Here is a 17,205-nt window from a genome sequence, read left to right as displayed (position 1 = left end):
CCAACCCCATCAGCGCAACTGCGCCGGAGATGATCCAAAGCGATGTTTGAAACGCTCGGCAAAGCGGGAGACGGAGCGGTAGCCACAGGCATCGGCCACCTGGGTGAGATTCCAGTGCGTGGTCTGGATCAGCATCAACGCATGGTGCATACGGATGTCCAGCAGCAACTGCTCGAACCGGATGCCCTCCTGCCTCAGTCGACGGCGAAGTGTGGACTCACTCATCGCCAGTGCGTCACCGGCCAGGCGGGCGGTCCAGTTTCGTTCCGGCGCTTCACGTAATAGATTGCTCAGGCGGGGAAAAATGCCCTGCCGCTGTGGCAGCGTAAAGCGCAACTGCTGTTCTGCTAACACCAGCAGCAGGTCAAAGATTTTTAGCCGGATGCGATCATCGCTGACCAGGGGATTCTCAAGGGCCACCAGCAGCTGATGCAGTGAATCATCGAGGCTTGCGCTAATTTCAACTGTGCTGAGCTGGGGATTTTTTTTAACCACGGAAAGCGGTTCCTGAAAATGCTGGTAAAAGTTTTCCAGCACATCCGGGCTGATATTGATAAGCATCGAACGAAACGGCGTATGCTGGTCAGCGGGATACTTTATATAGTCGATATCCACGCCCTGGTCGATAAATCCCAGCATTGAAGGTGAGTTGAGCGTATGACGCTTTCCGGCACAGGCAACCTCTATCCTGCCAGACAAGACCAGCAGCAGCGTGGGTTCAAAAAAGAAAAACGAGCTCGCCTTCTGTTCAATCTTCAGCCTCGGCCAGGCAACCGAAATCAGGTTATCCCGGCTGAGGCTATGGCCGGACAATCCAGACCAGAAGAAATGTTCCTCTGCCGCTAATGATGCACATTCTCTGGTCATGGTGTTCTGCCGTTCAGATCGGATTAAATTTTCACGTCGGGGTTAAGGGTATACAGCCCGGTCAGGCTCGCTTTCGCCAGCACATCGCTGTTCTCCACCGCGCGACGAATATTTGCACCGGTCAACTCCCCTTCCACTGCTAATGACGGCGCGGACAGGGCATATAAAGTAAACACATAATGGTGGACAATCTCGTCATTCCACGGCGGGCAAGGGCCATCGTAGCCATAATAAGTGCCGCCCATCGCTTCGTCACCGGCAAACCACGCGGTGTAATCATTGATGCCATGCTTCAGGCCTGCTGGCGCATCCGGACCCGGTTTTCCTTTGGCTGTGATGCCATTAGATTGCGCACCTTCGGCAATTTCCTGCTGTGTCGCCGGAATATCAAACAGCGACCAGTGATAGAAGTCAGTGCGCGGCAGCGAGGCCGGGACCACTTTACCTTCCTGATTCACATTTTCCCCGCTGGTCGGCACATCGTAGTCATGGCAGATCAGCACCAGTGACTGCGTACCCGCAGGCAAATCGGACCAGCCAAAATGCGGGTTCAGGTTGTCAGATAACCGGACATGACTTGTTGCGTCATACACCGCAAAGCTGTTCTTACCGGGAATGACATCTCCGTCGTTAAAGCTGTGGCTGAATAATTTCATTCTCTTCTCTCATCTGTGTGCGGATTGAACGATAAACAAAAAACGCCAGCCTGATTATAGGCGGCTTCTTCCGTTGAGAACGTCCTTATCCAGTCAAATTTACTACCAGGACCATCATTTTGACCGGGTAGCGCAGATCCGGGCCATAACGATGGGCATCGGCACGATACATTTCTCGCAACTGCGCGCCATACGGCGCTTTTTGTTCCGGTAGAGGAAAATACTGCCGGGTGCCACAGGTGGTGTCCCACGCACAAAACAAAGGAATGTCCATGAATCTCTCCCCGGTATCCGTTGCACATTTCTCATCGATCACTTTATACAATGACGATGGCACAACCGCTGTACTACCTTCATCGATCACCTCTGTCACCCCTGCCTGCCTTCAGCCGCAAACAAATATAAATATCCCTCAACCGCGGGTGGAGGTTTTGCGCTTTGTCAGAAACCCGAATCCGGCAGACAGTGCCGGAGTGATTAAAAGTAGCTGGCAAGAATTTGATTACGAGAAGAAATCTCTAAACCGGCTGCTGCTGACACTCCTCCATAACAATGTACAGGCGCTGGGACTGGAAAGTACCGGGCACCTGAGAGAAAGCATCATCAATGCGCAGTTACCCATTGACCCCGCAACGGTAACAACTGTCCTGCTGGAGTATGCGAAAAATTTTCCGAAGACGCTGAGAACCTGGTTTCCCCAGGCCTGGCAACGCGTCAGGCACACTAACGCCACCAACTGGGAAAAACTCATGGCGTTGCTGGAAACGAAAAACAGCCTCGATATCACCCGGCTGGCGCTCCTGTATCTGCTGAAGATGCACGGTGAGCGCAGGTATAGCTATGAACTCGTGAGTCGCGCGCTGTCGGCCAGCTATGCTACTCCGTCGTTATCCCTGACTCTCTGGATTGACCATACCCTCAAACATGCCGCGGCCAGCAACGAATCACGCACCAAATGGCTGGGAATGCATCTCCGGGGGGCGTCCGCATTGCAGCTTTGTCACATCTCGTCTTTCCAGTTAATCAAAGGGTTGTGGGATGCAGGCATAAAGCTGGATTTCAATCAGGTCGATCATGCGCTCACGGTAGCCAATCTCGATATTCCGCAGGCGGAACAGGATCGGTTCACACAGGCATGGCTGGATTTTAAACCCGGCTATCAGCCGGTAAAACTGACCCGCAAAAGACGGGTGAACCCATCACGCCCGCCGAGGGCGAGGCCGGTAAAAGCCCGCGTCCAGACGACAGCGTCTCCTCCGCAACGCATCGACAGAGCAATGCTCAGCACCTTTCTGCGCAGGAATGAATTTCCCTTCATCAACGGCTGGGAAAAGTTAATGTGCTGCCTTTGGTGTGCCGGAGAGGATCCGACGCATATTACGCTGTATCGCCTGTTCAAATGCCGCGCCAGTACCCCATTACCGCCTGAGAACACATTGGCAGAATCGCCAGGCATCCCCGGCCCACATGAGCCGGGATGGTTAGATATCGATCTTGACTGGCAGGACATTATCATCGAGCCGCTGAGCGGTTTTGAGGAGTTTTATGACATGGCTCCCGGTAGCTGAATTGCTAACAATCTGGCGGAATTTCTATGAACATCAATGCAGATCCGACATCCCCGGCAAGGCCATCCCTCTCGGTCGCCACCCCATGCAGCGCAATGGCCTCGAATATCTCCAGCGTCACACAAAGCAGCCATCATCTTTTCCCATCCCGCGCGCTGGCCCAGCCATCGTTTGAAAAACAGCTGGAATTTTACTGGGCAAGGGTAGCGAAAAATGAAACCCCTGTTGGCAGGACAGAACAACTGCTATTTCAGCTTAATGTGCAGGAACTGGCCGCAGTGACCAACGCACAGATATTAAGATTCCTGCACAGTAAAAAAGTGTCTGTGCAGCGGGTCAGTGTGAATTGCGCCCTGAGAGCGGCCAGAGCCGTGGTCTCACCCGAAGACCTCCAACTGATTGAAAAACTCTGGCAAAACCTGCCTAAAGAGCCGGACCCGCTGAGTCAGGTCAGAAAAATGCTGCGGCTGGAAGCGTGCCCGCAGCTGACTCAGCCAGAAATGCGCAAAGCGCTGTGGCATATTCAGGTGTTTGTTTCTGCTTCCACGATGGCACAGATGATGTCGGTCGCCTGGCTCAACATCCCTAAAGAAACCAGTGCGTTAATTAAGCGCTGCTGAGAGAATCATCCGGTTACCCACCATCCCCTGAACCGGCTGGTTTCATTGTTACTCCTGCCCGAGATCAAAGCGCTGTATCTGACTGAACCACAGCTGAATCGCGCACTGGAAGATGCCGGTCTGGACATCAGCTACGACCGAGTGCGGAAAGCGCGACTGGCGCTGGCAGAAAACTTAACTCAGGAGATGTGGCAGTGGTTTCAGGATAACTGGGCACAAATTCCCCGCCATGAGACAAAATGGCAGCGGGTCATGACCCTGCTGAAGCAGAAAGGTGCTCTGGCGATCACCTCGCCACAGCTGTGGACCCTGATGTTAATCGCGGATGAGAATATCAGTCCTTCGGTGGTGAGTAGCGCCCTTGCCACCCATAATGCGAAAATTTCCTCTGGGTTACGCGCATGGATTGAGACAAGCCTGGCAAATGCACCCGGCAGGGACAATAAATCACCCATGATGTGGCTGGGTCTGCTCCTGCTCCAGTCCAGCGCGCAACCTATCACCGCTGCTGAGCTGCAAAAGGTTCTGGAGGAAAAAGGCATCTACCTGCACTACGGGGCGGTGGTTCATGCGTTGTCTGCCGCCAGAGCAGAAGTCACTGATGAGCAATTAACGCACTTCAGGCAGGCCTGGGAAAAAGTCCGCCCCTCAGCTCATTCGGCCAAAAATGTGCGGCTGGTAGGCGTGCTGCGCCAGCCCGATTGTCCCAGAATTAAGAGTCCTTCCGCTTTTATGCGCTATCTGTGGCATGTAGGACAGGACGAAGGGGTCTCGACCCTGAGCCGTGCTCTCAGGGACGCCAGGGTGCTCCATGCCTCACGTCAGTCAACCCACGGGGAAGATAATACCTTGCTGGATATGGTGTTAGATATGGAGGCCTCACAGCCTGCGGGCAGCAGCCAGCCGCTACCTGCATTTGCGACCATCAGGGGAGCAGAGAGCCATTAAACACTCAATGATGACAATGACTTTGCCGGACAGAAGGCGAAAAAAAACCATCACCCTGAGGTGATGGTTCTGCTTATGCGGGATAAACGCAGCTTATCGACGGTCAAGTGAGAAGCGGCCCGGACCGATCAGCGCCAGCAGCAGCAGACCGCCAATGATGCTGATATTTTTATAGAAGTTAATCATGTTGGCATACTGATCCATACCCGTCATGTGCCAGTAAGGATGGCCGATAAAGGAGGTGACCAGCGTGTACACCGCCATCAGCAGCGCCAGCGGACGGGTAAAGAAACCCAGCGCAATCAACACACCAAAGCCAAACTCAGCAATCACAGCAACCGCTGCGGCGACAGAAGGCAGAGGTAGCCCCAGGCTCTGCATATATCCGGCGGTATAACTGAAAGCCGTCAGTTTCTGCCAGCCAAAAATAATGAACAGCACCATGAGAGCAACACGCGCAATAAGAATGATGGTGTCACGATAGTTATCCAGTGAAATGTAACGCATATCAGTTTTCCTTAAAAAATTAAAAAGAATCAGTTTTTAGTTTAGGTTCAAAACAGATGTCGGTAATAAGGTTGATAACCTTGGCTGCATTTGATGAAGCAAGATTACTCGTAAACCAATCCACTGCACAATTCACATTTTTGCACTTTAGTTTATCGATTTAGTTGACAATACTACCCCTGTCATCTTTGTTTATCATTACTAACTGAAAGGGAATTCCTATGCAGGTAACTTCTGTTCCTTCGACAACGATACGAGCGCTACTCCAGTCAGCCCCCTCCACTTCGACCTTTACCGGGCAACTGACCGCACACATCCAGAGCGTGATACAACATCCACAGAATATGAGTACTTCCCGCCCCAGGAGAAAAACCAGAACGACTAACAATCCCTGCTTAAACGCACTCAGCAACGATTTAGATACCTATTGGCAAAAAGTGAGTGATAAAGCCAGTCTCGGCAGCCGTCTGGAGACATTGCTGTGGCAGTTTACGCCCGAAGATATTAAGAAAATAAAAACCAACGACTTTCATAATCTGCTGCTGGAGAAGAAAATCGTGGTAAGTGCCACCACGGTCGAGAATGCCTTGAAGACCGCCAATGCCAGTATTTCGCAGGAAGATCGCCAGAAGATTAAAACGCTCTGGGATAAGAACAAAAATGAACCAGACAGAATTGTGCGACTGAGGCCATTGTTGCACCTGAACCTGACGCGCAACCAGATTCGACGCGCCCTGCTGGAAATGCCTGACAACCCGATAAATATCGATATCACTACCCTGAAGCAGGCTATCTGGACCTCAGAATCCAATGCCAGCGCTGAAGAGGTGGCCTGGGCAAAGAACGCGGTTAAGCAGGAACCCCCGGGAAAAATATCATCGCCTGGCTGGTTGATATCCAGCGGCGGCCGGATTATCAGGAGCAGGGAGCGGGAAGATTGCATTGCGCGTTAGGCAAAGCCGAGATCACGGTCAAGATGCAGACGGTGACTCAGGCCAAAACGTTATTCAGGACCCGAACCACCGGTGACCAACAGGCGTGGTTCAGCAAAAACTGGCCAGCCATCTCAGCCCGCAAAATTTCGATGAGAAAGAAAGTGGACAGGCTACTGAAGCAGGAAGGACGCCCGGAAATGACGACCTCGCAATTGTGGTGTCTTTTTCATGATGCAAAGAGGAGTATCAGTTACTCGGTTGCTTACAAAGCGCTGGCATCCTCCACCGGGGTGCAACCAACGCCGAAGCAAAAAAAGACAGTGAAGCAGCTATGGCACCGCATAGACCCGGAAACCAGAATGAGTCGGCTGAAGCGGTTGGGTAAACTCTTACGCGCACCTGAAGGGGCCACGCTCTCTCCACTGGTGATTCAGCATGCGCTCAACGATCCGCACTATATCATCACCAATGTCATGATGGAGTACGCTCAGGCGGCGCTTAATGCGGACATTTCAGCGGCCGATCTGGCATGGATAAAGCGTCTGCGGCCACGACTCAACCTGAAGGCCAAACGCAGTGAGCAGTTGAGGCAGATTGAAGCGGTCCTGAAACATGAGCAATGCCCGCAGAATATCACGCTGTCAAAACTGCTACGCTTATTGTGGGAAATTGATGAGGATGTCACTCCCAGCATGATCATGACAGCGTTGAAAAATATCAAACGCCAGTCTGCGGGTGACATACCGACGGCTTTTTTCCAGCCTTTGCCCGCCAGGGAAAATCGCGGAGCCAGAACGCTGCCGGACACCATGGATATGGATGAAGACTTCTCCAGCGCTTATTTCCTCCCCGATCCTCCCGCGCTACCGGCCCCGGAAATCACACCGGGGCTGAACCACAAAGCCCCCCTGCCTCCCTTTGCGACATTGAAGAAACGGAGGTTCTGATACGGAATTCCCATGTTGAGTTTACGCGTACCTTCATCATCGTTTATCACTGCCCCACCCACAGCAGCCCCGGCCACCACCAGGCCGGGACAACTCAGCACCAGCATCGCCACCGTGAAACAAAGCCACCACCACTTCGGCCAGAAGCATGGAACCGCAGCACTGAACGCACTGAAAACGCAATATAAAACACACTGGCGCGAGATTCTTGCCACAGGAAACCCGGTAAACCAGGTGGAGAGGCTGTTATTAACCCTCAGCGCTAAACAGGTTCGCCAGTTGACGGCAAAAGGGGTTTATCAGTTTCTGCAAGGTAAGATAAACGTCGGGTTGCCGAGCGTGGAAAGCGCGCTGACAGTGCTCCGATCCCATGTTTCCAGAGAACACCAGACGCTGATCAACACAACCTGGGAAAAACTGCATTGCCAGAACGAAAAAATTGGCAAGTATTCGTTAGCGATGCGTCTGCAAAAAGAATTGGGTCACCTGGAGCTTCGCCCGGCACAGTTTCGACGCGCATTGCTCGGCGCCGATGATATCCCGGACATCACCATTCTCAGCCAGGCCTCCGTCGCCTTAAATATTGACGTCAAAGAGGAGGAGGTCGAGTGGGTCTTACAAAACCTGCAAAGTCTGCGTCATCAATACCATTGCCAGATGGACCTGCTGGTCGCGCTGCAATCTCTGCCCGATTATCATGAGATGACGGCAATGAAGTTGTTCGTTGTGATGGAGCTTGCTGAAGAGAAAATGAGCCTGCCGCTGGTCAAACTATCGCAATCAGCCTTTAAAGCCAGCCCAACGGAAGAACAGCAGCAATGGTTTGACCGCAACTGGACCAGCTCTGCCACCGGCACCAAATGTGATCAGCTGATCAACCTGCTTTGCCAGGAACCTGCGCCCGCGATGGCCGTGGCCGATCTCTGGCGGCTGCTTTTTAATGCTCGGGTGAGCATGAGCATGTCTCTGGTGCGTAATGCGCTGAAGTTCATCGTTCATCTGAAGGAAATGGTGCAGATACACTGGCACATGGTGTGTCCGACCGGCAATATGACGCAGCTGAAACAACTTGGCATGATGCTTTTCAGCCTGAAAAACTCCAATATCAGACCCGCTCAGGCGCTGTCTGCACTGAAAATTGCGGGTCTTCCTGCGGCAGACGCCGAATTAAAGGGGTTGTGCCTGTCTGCCTACAAATCGATCCTGTTAATAGAAGAACTGAACTGGATCCGGCGAGTCTGGCCGCCTTTATCCATGCTGGACGTATCTCAGCAGCAACAGCTACAACTGCTGCGCCAGCAGGGATGCCCGAAAGGGATGACGGCAGCCAGACTGCTGCGTCTGCTGTGGGAAATTGGGGAGGACATCAGTTTCCACGACCTAAGCGCAGCTTATGGCAATGCGGATGTTCGCACCCCGTGATCAACCGGCAGCCAATTCGACAGGCTGGCGCGTCACTCTGGTCAGCCGTTCACCACCCGCAGCCGTCACCCGCACCGTTTCACTGAACGCCATCCCCTGGGCAGACAGGTACATATGGAACACCATATCGGCTTCGAGTTGCCAGTGCGCTCCGGGATGAAACGCACCGGAGAAGTCACTCGGGCGTGGCGTGCGCGTGTACAGCCCCAGCGCGTAGCCGGTGACATTGCTGAAGGCGGTGCGTAAGCCGCTGTTGAGCAACGCATCCCGTGCCAGTGCATCCACCTCACTCGCCAGCATCCCTGGCTTCATCGCCGCGATTTGCCGGTCCTGAATCGCCAGCAGTTGCTGTGCCAGCTCGTGCTGCGCCTGACTTATCTCTCCCACCACAAACGGCCGCATCACGCGGGCGCTGTAATGATTCACTTTCGGGATCAGTTCCACATGCAGAATATCGCCGCGTTGCAGACGTTGCTCATGACTGCTGGCATGCAGAAACCCGCTGTCACCGCTGGCGATAACAATCGGCCCGGTTTCCCCGGTGTCCGCACCCTGCTCCAGAAAATGACTGGCCGCCAGCGCGGCAACATCACGCACACGCCAGCCAGCGGTCACTGTGCTGCCTATCTGCCGCATGGTAAAGTCGGCAATGGCAGCGGCGTGGCGCAGCGCATCCAGCTCAGAGGCACTTTTGATACTGCGCAGCGTATCGCTGATGCCGGTCAAATCGCGCCATTCCACGCCCGGCAAATGGCGGGACAGCTGCTGCCAGCTGTGCACCGTCATACCGTAGGAATAAAAATCAGCGCCGACTTTGGCAGTGGCATAACCGCGCTGCGTCAGGCTGTCTGCCACGGTTTGCCAGGGATCGGCCAGTCGGGATAGCTGACCACCGCTAATCCTGGTGATTGTGTGCGACAGGGCACCTCATCCAGCTGCCGCAGTACCATCCAGGGTGCGCCGGAGAGGGGCACCAGACAGGCGCGATACAGGGTTTCCGATACCGTGTAACCGGTCAGCCACGCCAGCATTTCGCCATGGTCAATCAGCATCACCTCAACGTCAGCCTGCTGCATCGCTGCGCGCAGGCGGGTCAGTGCATCCTGTCGCATAATCAGGCCTCAACCGGCTGACAGATTTCGAGGATCGCCAGCAGGTAGATCCGCACCATATCAAGGAAGTCGCTAATCTCCACACGCTCATCCGGCATGGTGTTGTACTTGCCGCCAGGACCGCAGACGATACCTTCCATACCGGCATGCTGATAAAAATGCGCCGCATCGGTACCAAAAAATGCCGGTGGGGTGATGACGCCGGTAGGTTGCTGTGTACCCCGCACGCGCTGCCAGCCATGATTCACCGCTTTCACAATCGCGGATTCCGGCGAGACTTCAAACGGTAGCATGGTCGGTTTATCCCGCACACCATCGTCAAACAGCTCTGCTTTCAAACCCGGATAGCGGGCGCAGAGTTGATCCAGCAATGCCTGGAGATCGGCCAGCACGCCTTGCACGGTCTGCCCTGGCGCGAAACGGGCAGAACCTTTCAGCCGCACGAAGTCCGCCACCTGCGGCGGGCGCCACTCTTCCAGTTCGCGACCCAGCGCACCGTGCACCGTGCCAATATGGCCCCGGTTCACTTTCAGATGTTCTTCGCTTCTGGCACCGCTGAAGGTCATGCTGTTAATTTGCGGGATCAGCTCCACCGCCGCCGCAATCGCATCCACCGCTTCTTCGCGCTTGGAGAGATGACGGGTATCGCCGGTCAGTTCGATGGTGAACATCAGCGATCCGGCGTGCATGGTGAGCGCCTGTAAATCGGTGGGTTCGGCGTTAATAAAGTAATCGGCGCGTACCCCCTGCTCTATCGCCGCCAGGGTACCAATGCCGCCCTGCAACTCACCCACCACGTAGGTGAGGATTACATCACCTTTCAGTTTCACACCGGCATCAATCAGGGTTTTCAGGGCGCAGAAATAGGCCGCATCCCCGGCTTTCATATTGGAAACACCGATGCCGTAAATAAACTGCTCGTCAATTTTTCCCGCCCAGGGATCCACAGTCCAGCCTTCGGTCACCGGATTGGTATCGAGGTGGCCGTTAAACAGCAGGCTGTGCCCCCCGCCACTACCCGCCAGACGACCAATGGCGTTGAAACGATCGCCGGGCACGTTTTGCAGCTCAGCTTCCAGCCCCAGTTCGCTCATCTGCGCGGCCATGTAGCGGGCTAACTCACGTTCACCGTCTGTGGCGCTATAACTTTTGTGCTGCACCATTTTCGCCAGGAAACTCAGGCAATATTCACGATCAATATGATGGATCAAATCTTCAGGTTTCATTCAGAGTCTCTTCATGCCACAGATTTAGAGGATTCAGGAACGTGAACCGCCTCAAGCAGTGCACGGGTATACGGATGCTGTGCCTGCTGCAACATGGCGTCGCCCGGCACCACATCCACCACATCGCCGCGATACATCACCGCAACGCGGTGGGCTATCTGGCGGATCAGATTGAGATCGTGGGTAATAAACAGGTACGCGGTGCCGTAGCGACGGCGCAGTTCCAGCAGCAGTTCGATAATGGTGGCCTGCACCGAGACATCGAGAGCCGCAGTTATTTCATCGCAGATCACCAGATCCGGCGGGCAGGCAAAGGCGCGGGCAATAGCAACGCGTTGCTTCTGCCCGCCAGATAAGGCGTGCGGATAACGCGAGGCAAAATCGGCAGGCAGGCGGACTTCTTCCAGCAAGCGCGCCACCGCCTGCGCCTCGGTTTCCCCTTCCGGCAGGCCATACAGACGCAGCGGACGGGCAATGATCTCGCCAATTGTCATGCGTGGATTGAGCGATGCATCCGGGTGCTGAAAAATCATCTGTACCCGGCGACGATAATCCTTGTCCATCTGCGCACGACCATAGATGTCATAACCGCAGAAATCGATCGCCCCCTGAAACGGCACCAGGCCGCTGATGGCGCGCGCCAGTGAGGATTTACCCGACCCCGATTCCCCGACCACGCCGAGGATTTCTCCCTGATGCACAGTCAGCGATACGGCATTGGCGGCGCGTGTGACATTGGCCTGGCGCTTCAGCAGACGATCAAGCAGTCCGTGGCGACCATAATCGATGGTGAGTTCATTCAGGCACAGCAGCGGCTGGCTGCCCGGCGCATCGTGCAGCAGACGCTGCTGCGGATTGGGGACCGCTTCAATCAGCCTGCGGGTGTAGGCATGTTGCGGCGTGCTGAACAGGGTGCGGCTGTCAGCTTCTTCGATAATACGGCCCCGCTCCAGCACGCAAACCCGGTCGGCGACTTTCGCCACCAGCGCCAGATCGTGGGAGATATATAAAGAAGCCACTCCGGTTTCTTCACGCAGGCGTTCATACAGATCAAGGATCTGCGCCGAGCTGATCACATCAAGCGCCGTGGTCGGTTCATCAAAAATCAGGCAATCGGGCTGGCAGGCAAAAGCCGTGGCGATCAGGATGCGCTGTTTCTCACCGCCAGACACCTGATGCGGATAGCGCTTCATCATTTGCGCCGGTTTTTTTAACTCCACATCCCTGAGCAGCGATTCCCCCAGCTCCTGCGCTTCGCGCGCCGACAGACCGCGATGACGCCGCAGCACTTCCGTGACCTGTTCCCCCAGCGTCAGCGTCGGGTTCAGCGAAGCGCTGGGATCCTGAAAAATCATGCCCAGTTTTGCGCCGCGCAGCGCCGCCAGTTGTGGCGAAGGCAGGCTGAGCAGGCTCTGCCCCTGTAAACGGATATCGCCGTTACGTTCGAGCGCGTTGCTGGCGAGCCAGCGCATAATCGCCCATCCCAGCGTGGTTTTACCGGAACCGGACTCGCCCACCAGACCCAGCACTTCACCCGGCATCACCTGGAAGCTGATCTCCCGCAGTACCGGCAGGGTATCTCCCCCCTGCAGGGCATAATCGAGGCTGTAATTATCCACCGCCAGCACCGGCGCATTGTTCTGCAGGTTCATTAATGGTTCCTCGGATTGAGTACATCGCGCAGGCCATCGCCCAGCAGGTTAAAACCAATAGCGACCAGCGCGATCGCCAGACCGGGGATCAGCATCATCCACGGTGCATTAAAGAAGTAATCCCGCGCTTCGGACACCATCAGCCCCCACTCCGGTTCCGGGGGCTGCGCGCCTAATCCGAGAAAACTCAGGGTGGCAAATAACATGATGGCGAACGCCACGCGAATGGTGGCTTCGACGATGATCGGCGCAAGAATATTTGGCAGCATCTCGCGCAAAATGATGTAGTGCCCCGCTTCGCCGCGCGCGATGGCGGCATTGATGTAGTCCTGCTGGCGTGCGGCCAGCGCCACGCTGCGCGCGATACGCACCATGCCGGGCACAAAGGCGATGGTGATCGCCAGCACCGCATTCAGGCTGCTTTGCCCGAGGGTGCTGACAATCAGCAGCGCAAACAGCAGGCTGGGAATGGCCATCACCGCATCCATGGTACGCATGGTGAATTCATCAATTTTGCCGCCCAGGTAGGCACTGGCGGTGCCCAGCACGGCACCGATCACCATCGCCAGCGCGGTCGCCAGCAAGGAAAGCAGAATGGTGGCACGGGCACCCACCAACACGCGGCTGAAAATATCGCGTCCCATCTGGTCGGTACCGAACCAGTGTTCTGCACCCGGTGGTTTATAGCGGCTGAGGATGGAGATGGCTTCCGGATCAAAGGGCGCGACATGCGCCCCGCCGATCACCATCAGCAGCGCCACCAGCAAAATCAGCAATCCCGCCGCGCCCTGTGGCGAACGGATCAGGCGTTTCAGGATATCAGGCATAGGTAATCCGTTTATCAAGCATGACGTAGGCAACATCCGCGAGGAAGTTCACCACCGAATAGGTCGCGGCGAGGATCATTACCCCGGCCTGGATGGTCGGCAGGTCGCGCGCCTGCACCGCAACAATCAGCTCCCGGCCAATCCCCGGAATGGCGAAGATCTCCTCCACCACTACGATGCCGCCCAGCAGATACCCCACATCCAGCGCCACAATGGTGATGGTGGGCAGCAGACCATTGCGCAGCGCATGCCGCCACAGAATGCGCCGACGCGATAAGCCTTTCAGCCAGGCAGCGCGGATGTAATCGGTATGCAGCACATCGACCATTTCGGAACGCACCATACGCGACACATGCGCCACGAGGATTAACGCCACCGTGACTGACGGCAGAATCAGATGCTGCACGCCACTGACAAAATTCTCCGTCAGCGGCACATAGCCGGTGGCGGGCAGTACCTGCCAGACATCGGCAAACAGCAGCAATACCAGGGTGGCGGTGACGAACTCGGGAAACGAGATGCCCACATAGGAGAGCACGCTGACCAGCACATCGGCGGTTTTACCGCGACGTACTGCGGCCCAGATACCCAGCGGGATAGCGATAATCAGCATCAGCACCAGCGCACACACCGCCAGCAGCAAAGAACGCGACAGCGCGGTGATAAGCGTCGGTGCCACGGCCAGCCCGTTACGCATCGAGACACCAAAATCGCCGTGCAGCGCGTGGGTCAGCCAGTGCCAGTATTGCAGCCAGGCTGGCGCATCCAGCCCGAGCCGCGCACGGACCGCTGCCAGCGCTTCCGGCGTGGCGTTTTGCCCCAGCAGCGTGACAGCGGCATCAGCGGGCAGCAGCTGGGTGATACCAAAAACCAGCAACGACACCACCAGCAGGGTGTAGATCATCAGGAGAAAGCGCTTCAGCAGATAACTTGCGGTCACGGGCGCTCCTTACACCGCACGCTTCGGTGCTTTGTCCGTCAGCCAGACGTGGTCCAACCGGAACACCGCCCCGCGCGGATGCAGATGGTAACCGCCGACGTAGTCACGGCTGGCGGCCAGCAGATCAAAGAAAGTGGGGATCAGCGACGGCACTTCGTCATACATCAGCTGCTGCGCTTTGCCATACAGGCTGGTGCGCTGAGTAGCATCCGCCGTTTCACGCGCGGCACTGACGGCAGCATCGAAATCGGCATTGTTCCAGCGCGTTTCATTCCACGCAGCGGTCGAGGTGTAGAGCAGAGAAAACACCGCATCCGGCGTCGGCTGCATATTGTAGAAACCGACATAAAAATTGCCCTTCTTCCACACCTGGTCGAGATAGGTGCTGTGCGCCATGGTCTGCACTTCAATGCGGAAACCGCCCGGTTTCGCCATTTCGCGCAGCGCGATCCCCAGCTGGGTGCGCGTGGAGGGTTTGTCCGAGGCAATCAGCTTCAAATCCAGCCCGTTCGGATAGCCTGCCTCGGCCAGCAGCGCTTTGGCTTTGCTGTAATCCACCGCCTTTTTTGCCAGCTGGGCATAGTAGGGGTAAGCGCTGTTGACCGGGTTATCTTCACCGGCGGTCCCCAGGCTGTTAGCCACAAAATCCACCGTGGCCTGACGATCGACACACAACGCCAGCGCCTGACGTACGCGTGGATCGTTAAAAGGTTTCTGATCGCAGCCCATGTTGATATTGAGGAACTGACCGGACGCCACACGCAGCGGCTGGATCCCGGCCGATTTTGACAGGCGGGTAAATTCGCTCGCCTGGGCCGACATCATCAGATCGGTATCACCGGCAATCAGCGCCGAACTTTCGGCGATACCGTCCGGATACACCATCACCTCAACGCCATCAATATAAGGACGCTGCGGGTCGTAATAATGCGGGTTACGGGCGACGACAATTTTTCGTTCCGGATCGTACGACACCAGCTTAAAGGGCCCGGCACCCACGGCTTCTTTATTCAGTCGGGTCAGATCGCCGCTGGCGATACTGGCCGGAATGATTTTCGCATCGGGATAGGCCAGCATCACCGGCAGATCTGCATAGGGTGCATCCGTCTCAATCACCACCGTGCTGGCATCGCTGGCGCTGACGGTTTTGATCGAGCCGATATTGTGCTGCCCTGGCGAGGCATTTTTCGGGTCGAGGATCGCCTGCAAACTGGCGACCACATCGGCGGAATTCAGGGGCGTGCCATCGCTGAAACGCAGGTTGGGACGCAGGGTGAAGGTCCACTGCTTCAGGTCGGCACTCGGCTGCCAGGATTGGGCGAGATCGGCTTCAGCCTTCATATCCTGAGTGAGCCGCGTCAGGCCGCTGTATAACAGTTCTGCCACCAGATATTCCGGGTTTACCCGCGCCTGCTGCGGATTCAGCATGGTTACGGCCTGATCGACGCTGATACGCAGTACCCCGCCCTTACGCGGCGTGCCGCTCGCCGTGCTGCTGGCAACCGCTGCCGCCTGCGTGGAAAAGGACCAGGGCAGCAGCGCCGCGCCGGTGATGACGGTGGAACTGGCGAGAAACTGTCGGCGGTTTAACCCTTTCATTGCACACATCTTGTCTTCCTCACTGGTTTATTGGGGACCCTGGGGTGGCAAAAAATCATCGGCCAGATAGGCCAGAATGGACTGCGAAAGTGCGACTAAATCCGCCATCGTTGTGTATTCATCGGCGGCGTGGATGCGGTTGTCCGGGCGAGCCAGGCCGCCCAGCAAAATTTCTTTGATCCCGGCCTGCTGTACCCAGCCCATATCGGAACTGGTGGATGATCCCCAGGCGGAAAAATCGTTTTCATTAAAACCAAAGCCCTGACACAGCGCCGCCTGCCAGCGCGGCCAGTGCGGGCCTCCGGGGTCAGACACCGGGGCCAGATGGCCGATCAGCTGGATACTGACGTCGCGCGCCGGTGTTTGTGCCATCGCCTGTTCGACACAATCCACCAGCTCCTGCCACACGTCAGCAAACGCCTCTTCAGGGGCATAACGACGGTTAACCAGCAGTTCAAAACGTTCCGGAATGGTGGAACCTTTGCTGCCACCGTGCGCGGCGGCCAGCGTCAGGCGTGCGGTGAGCGGTTTACCGGCAAAATGCGGCGGCGATGGCATGGCAGATTCGCGGGTTTCCACCTGCTGTTTCAGCTGGCTGAGCGCATTCATCAGCGACAGCGCGGCTTCAATCGCATTAATGCCACCGACCGGATCGCCCGAATGGGCAGAACGGCCGGTGACGATAATTTTCAGATCGACACTGCCAAAACATCCCGCCCAGATACGCGGCACCGCGCCACCGTTAAAGCTCAGCATGTGCCCGGCAAAACATTGCTGTTCCGCCAGATAACGGATGCCGGGGTACAGTCCCCCTTCTTCGTCGGTGCACAGCAGGAACACCGGGTTGAAGCGCAGCGGCAGATTGGCTCTGCGTGCCGCCCGGATGGCCGCCAGCGCCGCGACAATGGTGCCTTTCATATCAGCGGCACCCCGGCCAAACAGTTTGCCTTCGGCGTTGGTCAGGGCCAGTGGCGGAAAGCGCCAGCCATCACCGGCGGGAACGGTATCAACGTGGAAGTAGAGATTGCAGTTCTCCGCAGCCCCGGCCGCCAGCGAAGCGATCAGATTTACCCGCTCGCCCTGCGCGCTGCCATCGGGTGCCTGCCAGAGTGATTCCGGTACCGTGACGCGTTCAAAACAGAAATTCAGCGGTGTCAGCAATCGGGTCATCAGATCGGCAAACTCAGGATAGCCCTGCCCTGGCGGGAAACAGGTATCCACCGCCAGCATCTGTTGCAGGTCATCAAGCATGGCAGTTTCGTCACTGGCGAGGTCCGCTAAAGCCATTTGCAGTGGAGTTAGTTTGGTCATTTTTGCCGCTTATCTTGTATTTCTATATAGTTTATAGATAATGCAAATATCGCGTGGCGGTCAACCGG

Annotated in this window: 18 protein-coding genes; 6 read left to right on the top strand and 12 right to left on the bottom strand. The window is 56.2% G+C overall.

Features of this window, described 5'->3' with window-relative positions; translation table 11 throughout:
- Window positions 1-9: 9 nt before the first annotated feature.
- From HA50_RS21245 to HA50_RS21235, 3 genes are all read right to left on the bottom strand, one after another.
- Window positions 10-867 carry an AraC family transcriptional regulator gene (locus HA50_RS21245; protein ID WP_084878747.1) on the bottom strand — a complete coding sequence of 286 codons (858 nt, stop codon included), beginning with the start codon at window positions 865-867 and terminating at the stop codon, window positions 10-12.
- A gap of 23 nt (window positions 868-890) precedes the next feature.
- Complete coding sequence (locus HA50_RS21240; protein WP_084878744.1) at window positions 891-1,523, bottom strand: YbhB/YbcL family Raf kinase inhibitor-like protein; 633 nt, start codon at window positions 1,521-1,523, stop codon at window positions 891-893.
- 85 nt (window positions 1,524-1,608) lie between these two features.
- Entirely contained in the window at window positions 1,609-1,887 is a 279-nt protein-coding gene (locus HA50_RS21235; RefSeq protein WP_139810993.1) for a hypothetical protein, read from the bottom strand.
- A gap of 67 nt (window positions 1,888-1,954) precedes the next feature.
- Here HA50_RS21235 and HA50_RS21230 point away from each other — a divergent pair, with 67 nt between their 5' ends.
- From HA50_RS21230 to HA50_RS21220, 3 genes are read left to right on the top strand one after another with little or no spacing between them, the layout of a single operon-like run.
- The gene (locus tag HA50_RS21230) at window positions 1,955-3,091 is read left to right on the top strand and encodes a hypothetical protein (RefSeq protein ID WP_139810992.1); all 1,137 of its coding nucleotides are present in this window, start codon (window positions 1,955-1,957) and stop codon (window positions 3,089-3,091) included.
- A gap of 26 nt (window positions 3,092-3,117) precedes the next feature.
- A complete protein-coding gene (locus HA50_RS21225) occupies window positions 3,118-3,711 on the top strand; it encodes a hypothetical protein (protein ID WP_139810991.1) in 594 nt (197 codons plus the stop codon).
- Between the two features lie 45 nt (window positions 3,712-3,756).
- Window positions 3,757-4,659, top strand: a complete 903-nt coding sequence (locus HA50_RS21220) for a hypothetical protein (RefSeq protein ID WP_084878733.1) — start codon at window positions 3,757-3,759, stop codon at window positions 4,657-4,659.
- Between the two features lie 93 nt (window positions 4,660-4,752).
- Here HA50_RS21220 and HA50_RS21215 read toward each other — a convergent pair whose 3' ends face one another.
- Entirely contained in the window at window positions 4,753-5,166 is a 414-nt protein-coding gene (locus HA50_RS21215) for a DoxX family protein (RefSeq protein WP_084878731.1), read from the bottom strand.
- A 221-nt stretch (window positions 5,167-5,387) separates the two neighbouring features.
- Here HA50_RS21215 and HA50_RS21210 point away from each other — a divergent pair, with 221 nt between their 5' ends.
- From HA50_RS21210 to HA50_RS21200, 3 genes are read left to right on the top strand one after another with little or no spacing between them, the layout of a single operon-like run.
- On the top strand, window positions 5,388-6,119 hold the full coding sequence (locus tag HA50_RS21210; RefSeq protein ID WP_139810990.1) for a hypothetical protein: 732 nt from the start codon (window positions 5,388-5,390) through the stop codon (window positions 6,117-6,119).
- Window positions 6,104-7,048, top strand: a complete 945-nt coding sequence (locus tag HA50_RS21205; protein WP_084878727.1) for a hypothetical protein — start codon at window positions 6,104-6,106, stop codon at window positions 7,046-7,048. Before HA50_RS21210 ends, HA50_RS21205 begins: the two co-directional genes overlap by 16 nt.
- Before the next feature lie 12 nt (window positions 7,049-7,060).
- Window positions 7,061-8,470, top strand: a complete 1,410-nt coding sequence (locus HA50_RS21200; protein ID WP_084878725.1) for a hypothetical protein — start codon at window positions 7,061-7,063, stop codon at window positions 8,468-8,470.
- On the opposite strand, the gene HA50_RS21195 is transcribed toward HA50_RS21200, so the two are convergent.
- Genes HA50_RS21195 through HA50_RS21165 form a run of 8 tightly spaced genes read right to left on the bottom strand, consistent with a single transcriptional unit; the run spans window position 8,471 to window position 17,137 of the window.
- On the bottom strand, window positions 8,471-9,325 hold the full coding sequence (locus tag HA50_RS21195; protein WP_244193627.1) for a M24 family metallopeptidase: 855 nt from the start codon (window positions 9,323-9,325) through the stop codon (window positions 8,471-8,473).
- Window positions 9,310-9,582, bottom strand: a complete 273-nt coding sequence (locus tag HA50_RS31765; RefSeq protein WP_244193626.1) for an aminopeptidase P family N-terminal domain-containing protein — start codon at window positions 9,580-9,582, stop codon at window positions 9,310-9,312. Before HA50_RS31765 ends, HA50_RS21195 begins: the two co-directional genes overlap by 16 nt.
- A 2-nt stretch (window positions 9,583-9,584) precedes the next feature.
- Window positions 9,585-10,808 (bottom strand): M20 family metallopeptidase, encoded by a 1,224-nt coding sequence (locus tag HA50_RS21190; RefSeq protein WP_084878723.1) that lies wholly within the window; start codon window positions 10,806-10,808, stop codon window positions 9,585-9,587.
- Window positions 10,809-10,819: 11 nt separating this feature from the next.
- Window positions 10,820-12,460: a dipeptide ABC transporter ATP-binding protein gene (locus tag HA50_RS21185; protein ID WP_084878721.1), complete on the bottom strand. Its 1,641-nt coding sequence runs from the start codon at window positions 12,458-12,460 to the stop codon at window positions 10,820-10,822.
- On the bottom strand, window positions 12,460-13,287 hold the full coding sequence (locus tag HA50_RS21180) for an ABC transporter permease (protein ID WP_084878719.1): 828 nt from the start codon (window positions 13,285-13,287) through the stop codon (window positions 12,460-12,462). Before HA50_RS21180 ends, HA50_RS21185 begins: the two co-directional genes overlap by 1 nt.
- Window positions 13,280-14,227: an ABC transporter permease gene (locus HA50_RS21175; protein WP_084878716.1), complete on the bottom strand. Its 948-nt coding sequence runs from the start codon at window positions 14,225-14,227 to the stop codon at window positions 13,280-13,282. Before HA50_RS21175 ends, HA50_RS21180 begins: the two co-directional genes overlap by 8 nt.
- Window positions 14,228-14,236: 9 nt before the next feature.
- On the bottom strand, window positions 14,237-15,835 hold the full coding sequence (locus HA50_RS21170; protein ID WP_084878714.1) for an ABC transporter substrate-binding protein: 1,599 nt from the start codon (window positions 15,833-15,835) through the stop codon (window positions 14,237-14,239).
- 18 nt (window positions 15,836-15,853) lie between these two features.
- Window positions 15,854-17,137 (bottom strand): M20 family metallopeptidase, encoded by a 1,284-nt coding sequence (locus HA50_RS21165; protein WP_084878712.1) that lies wholly within the window; start codon window positions 17,135-17,137, stop codon window positions 15,854-15,856.
- Window positions 17,138-17,205: the final 68 nt, after the last annotated feature.

Origin of the sequence: Pantoea cypripedii (assembly GCF_002095535.1) — a bacterium.
Classification (GTDB): Bacteria; Pseudomonadota; Gammaproteobacteria; order Enterobacterales; family Enterobacteriaceae; genus Pantoea; species Pantoea cypripedii.
This window is presented reverse-complemented; position numbering and strand designations above follow the sequence as displayed.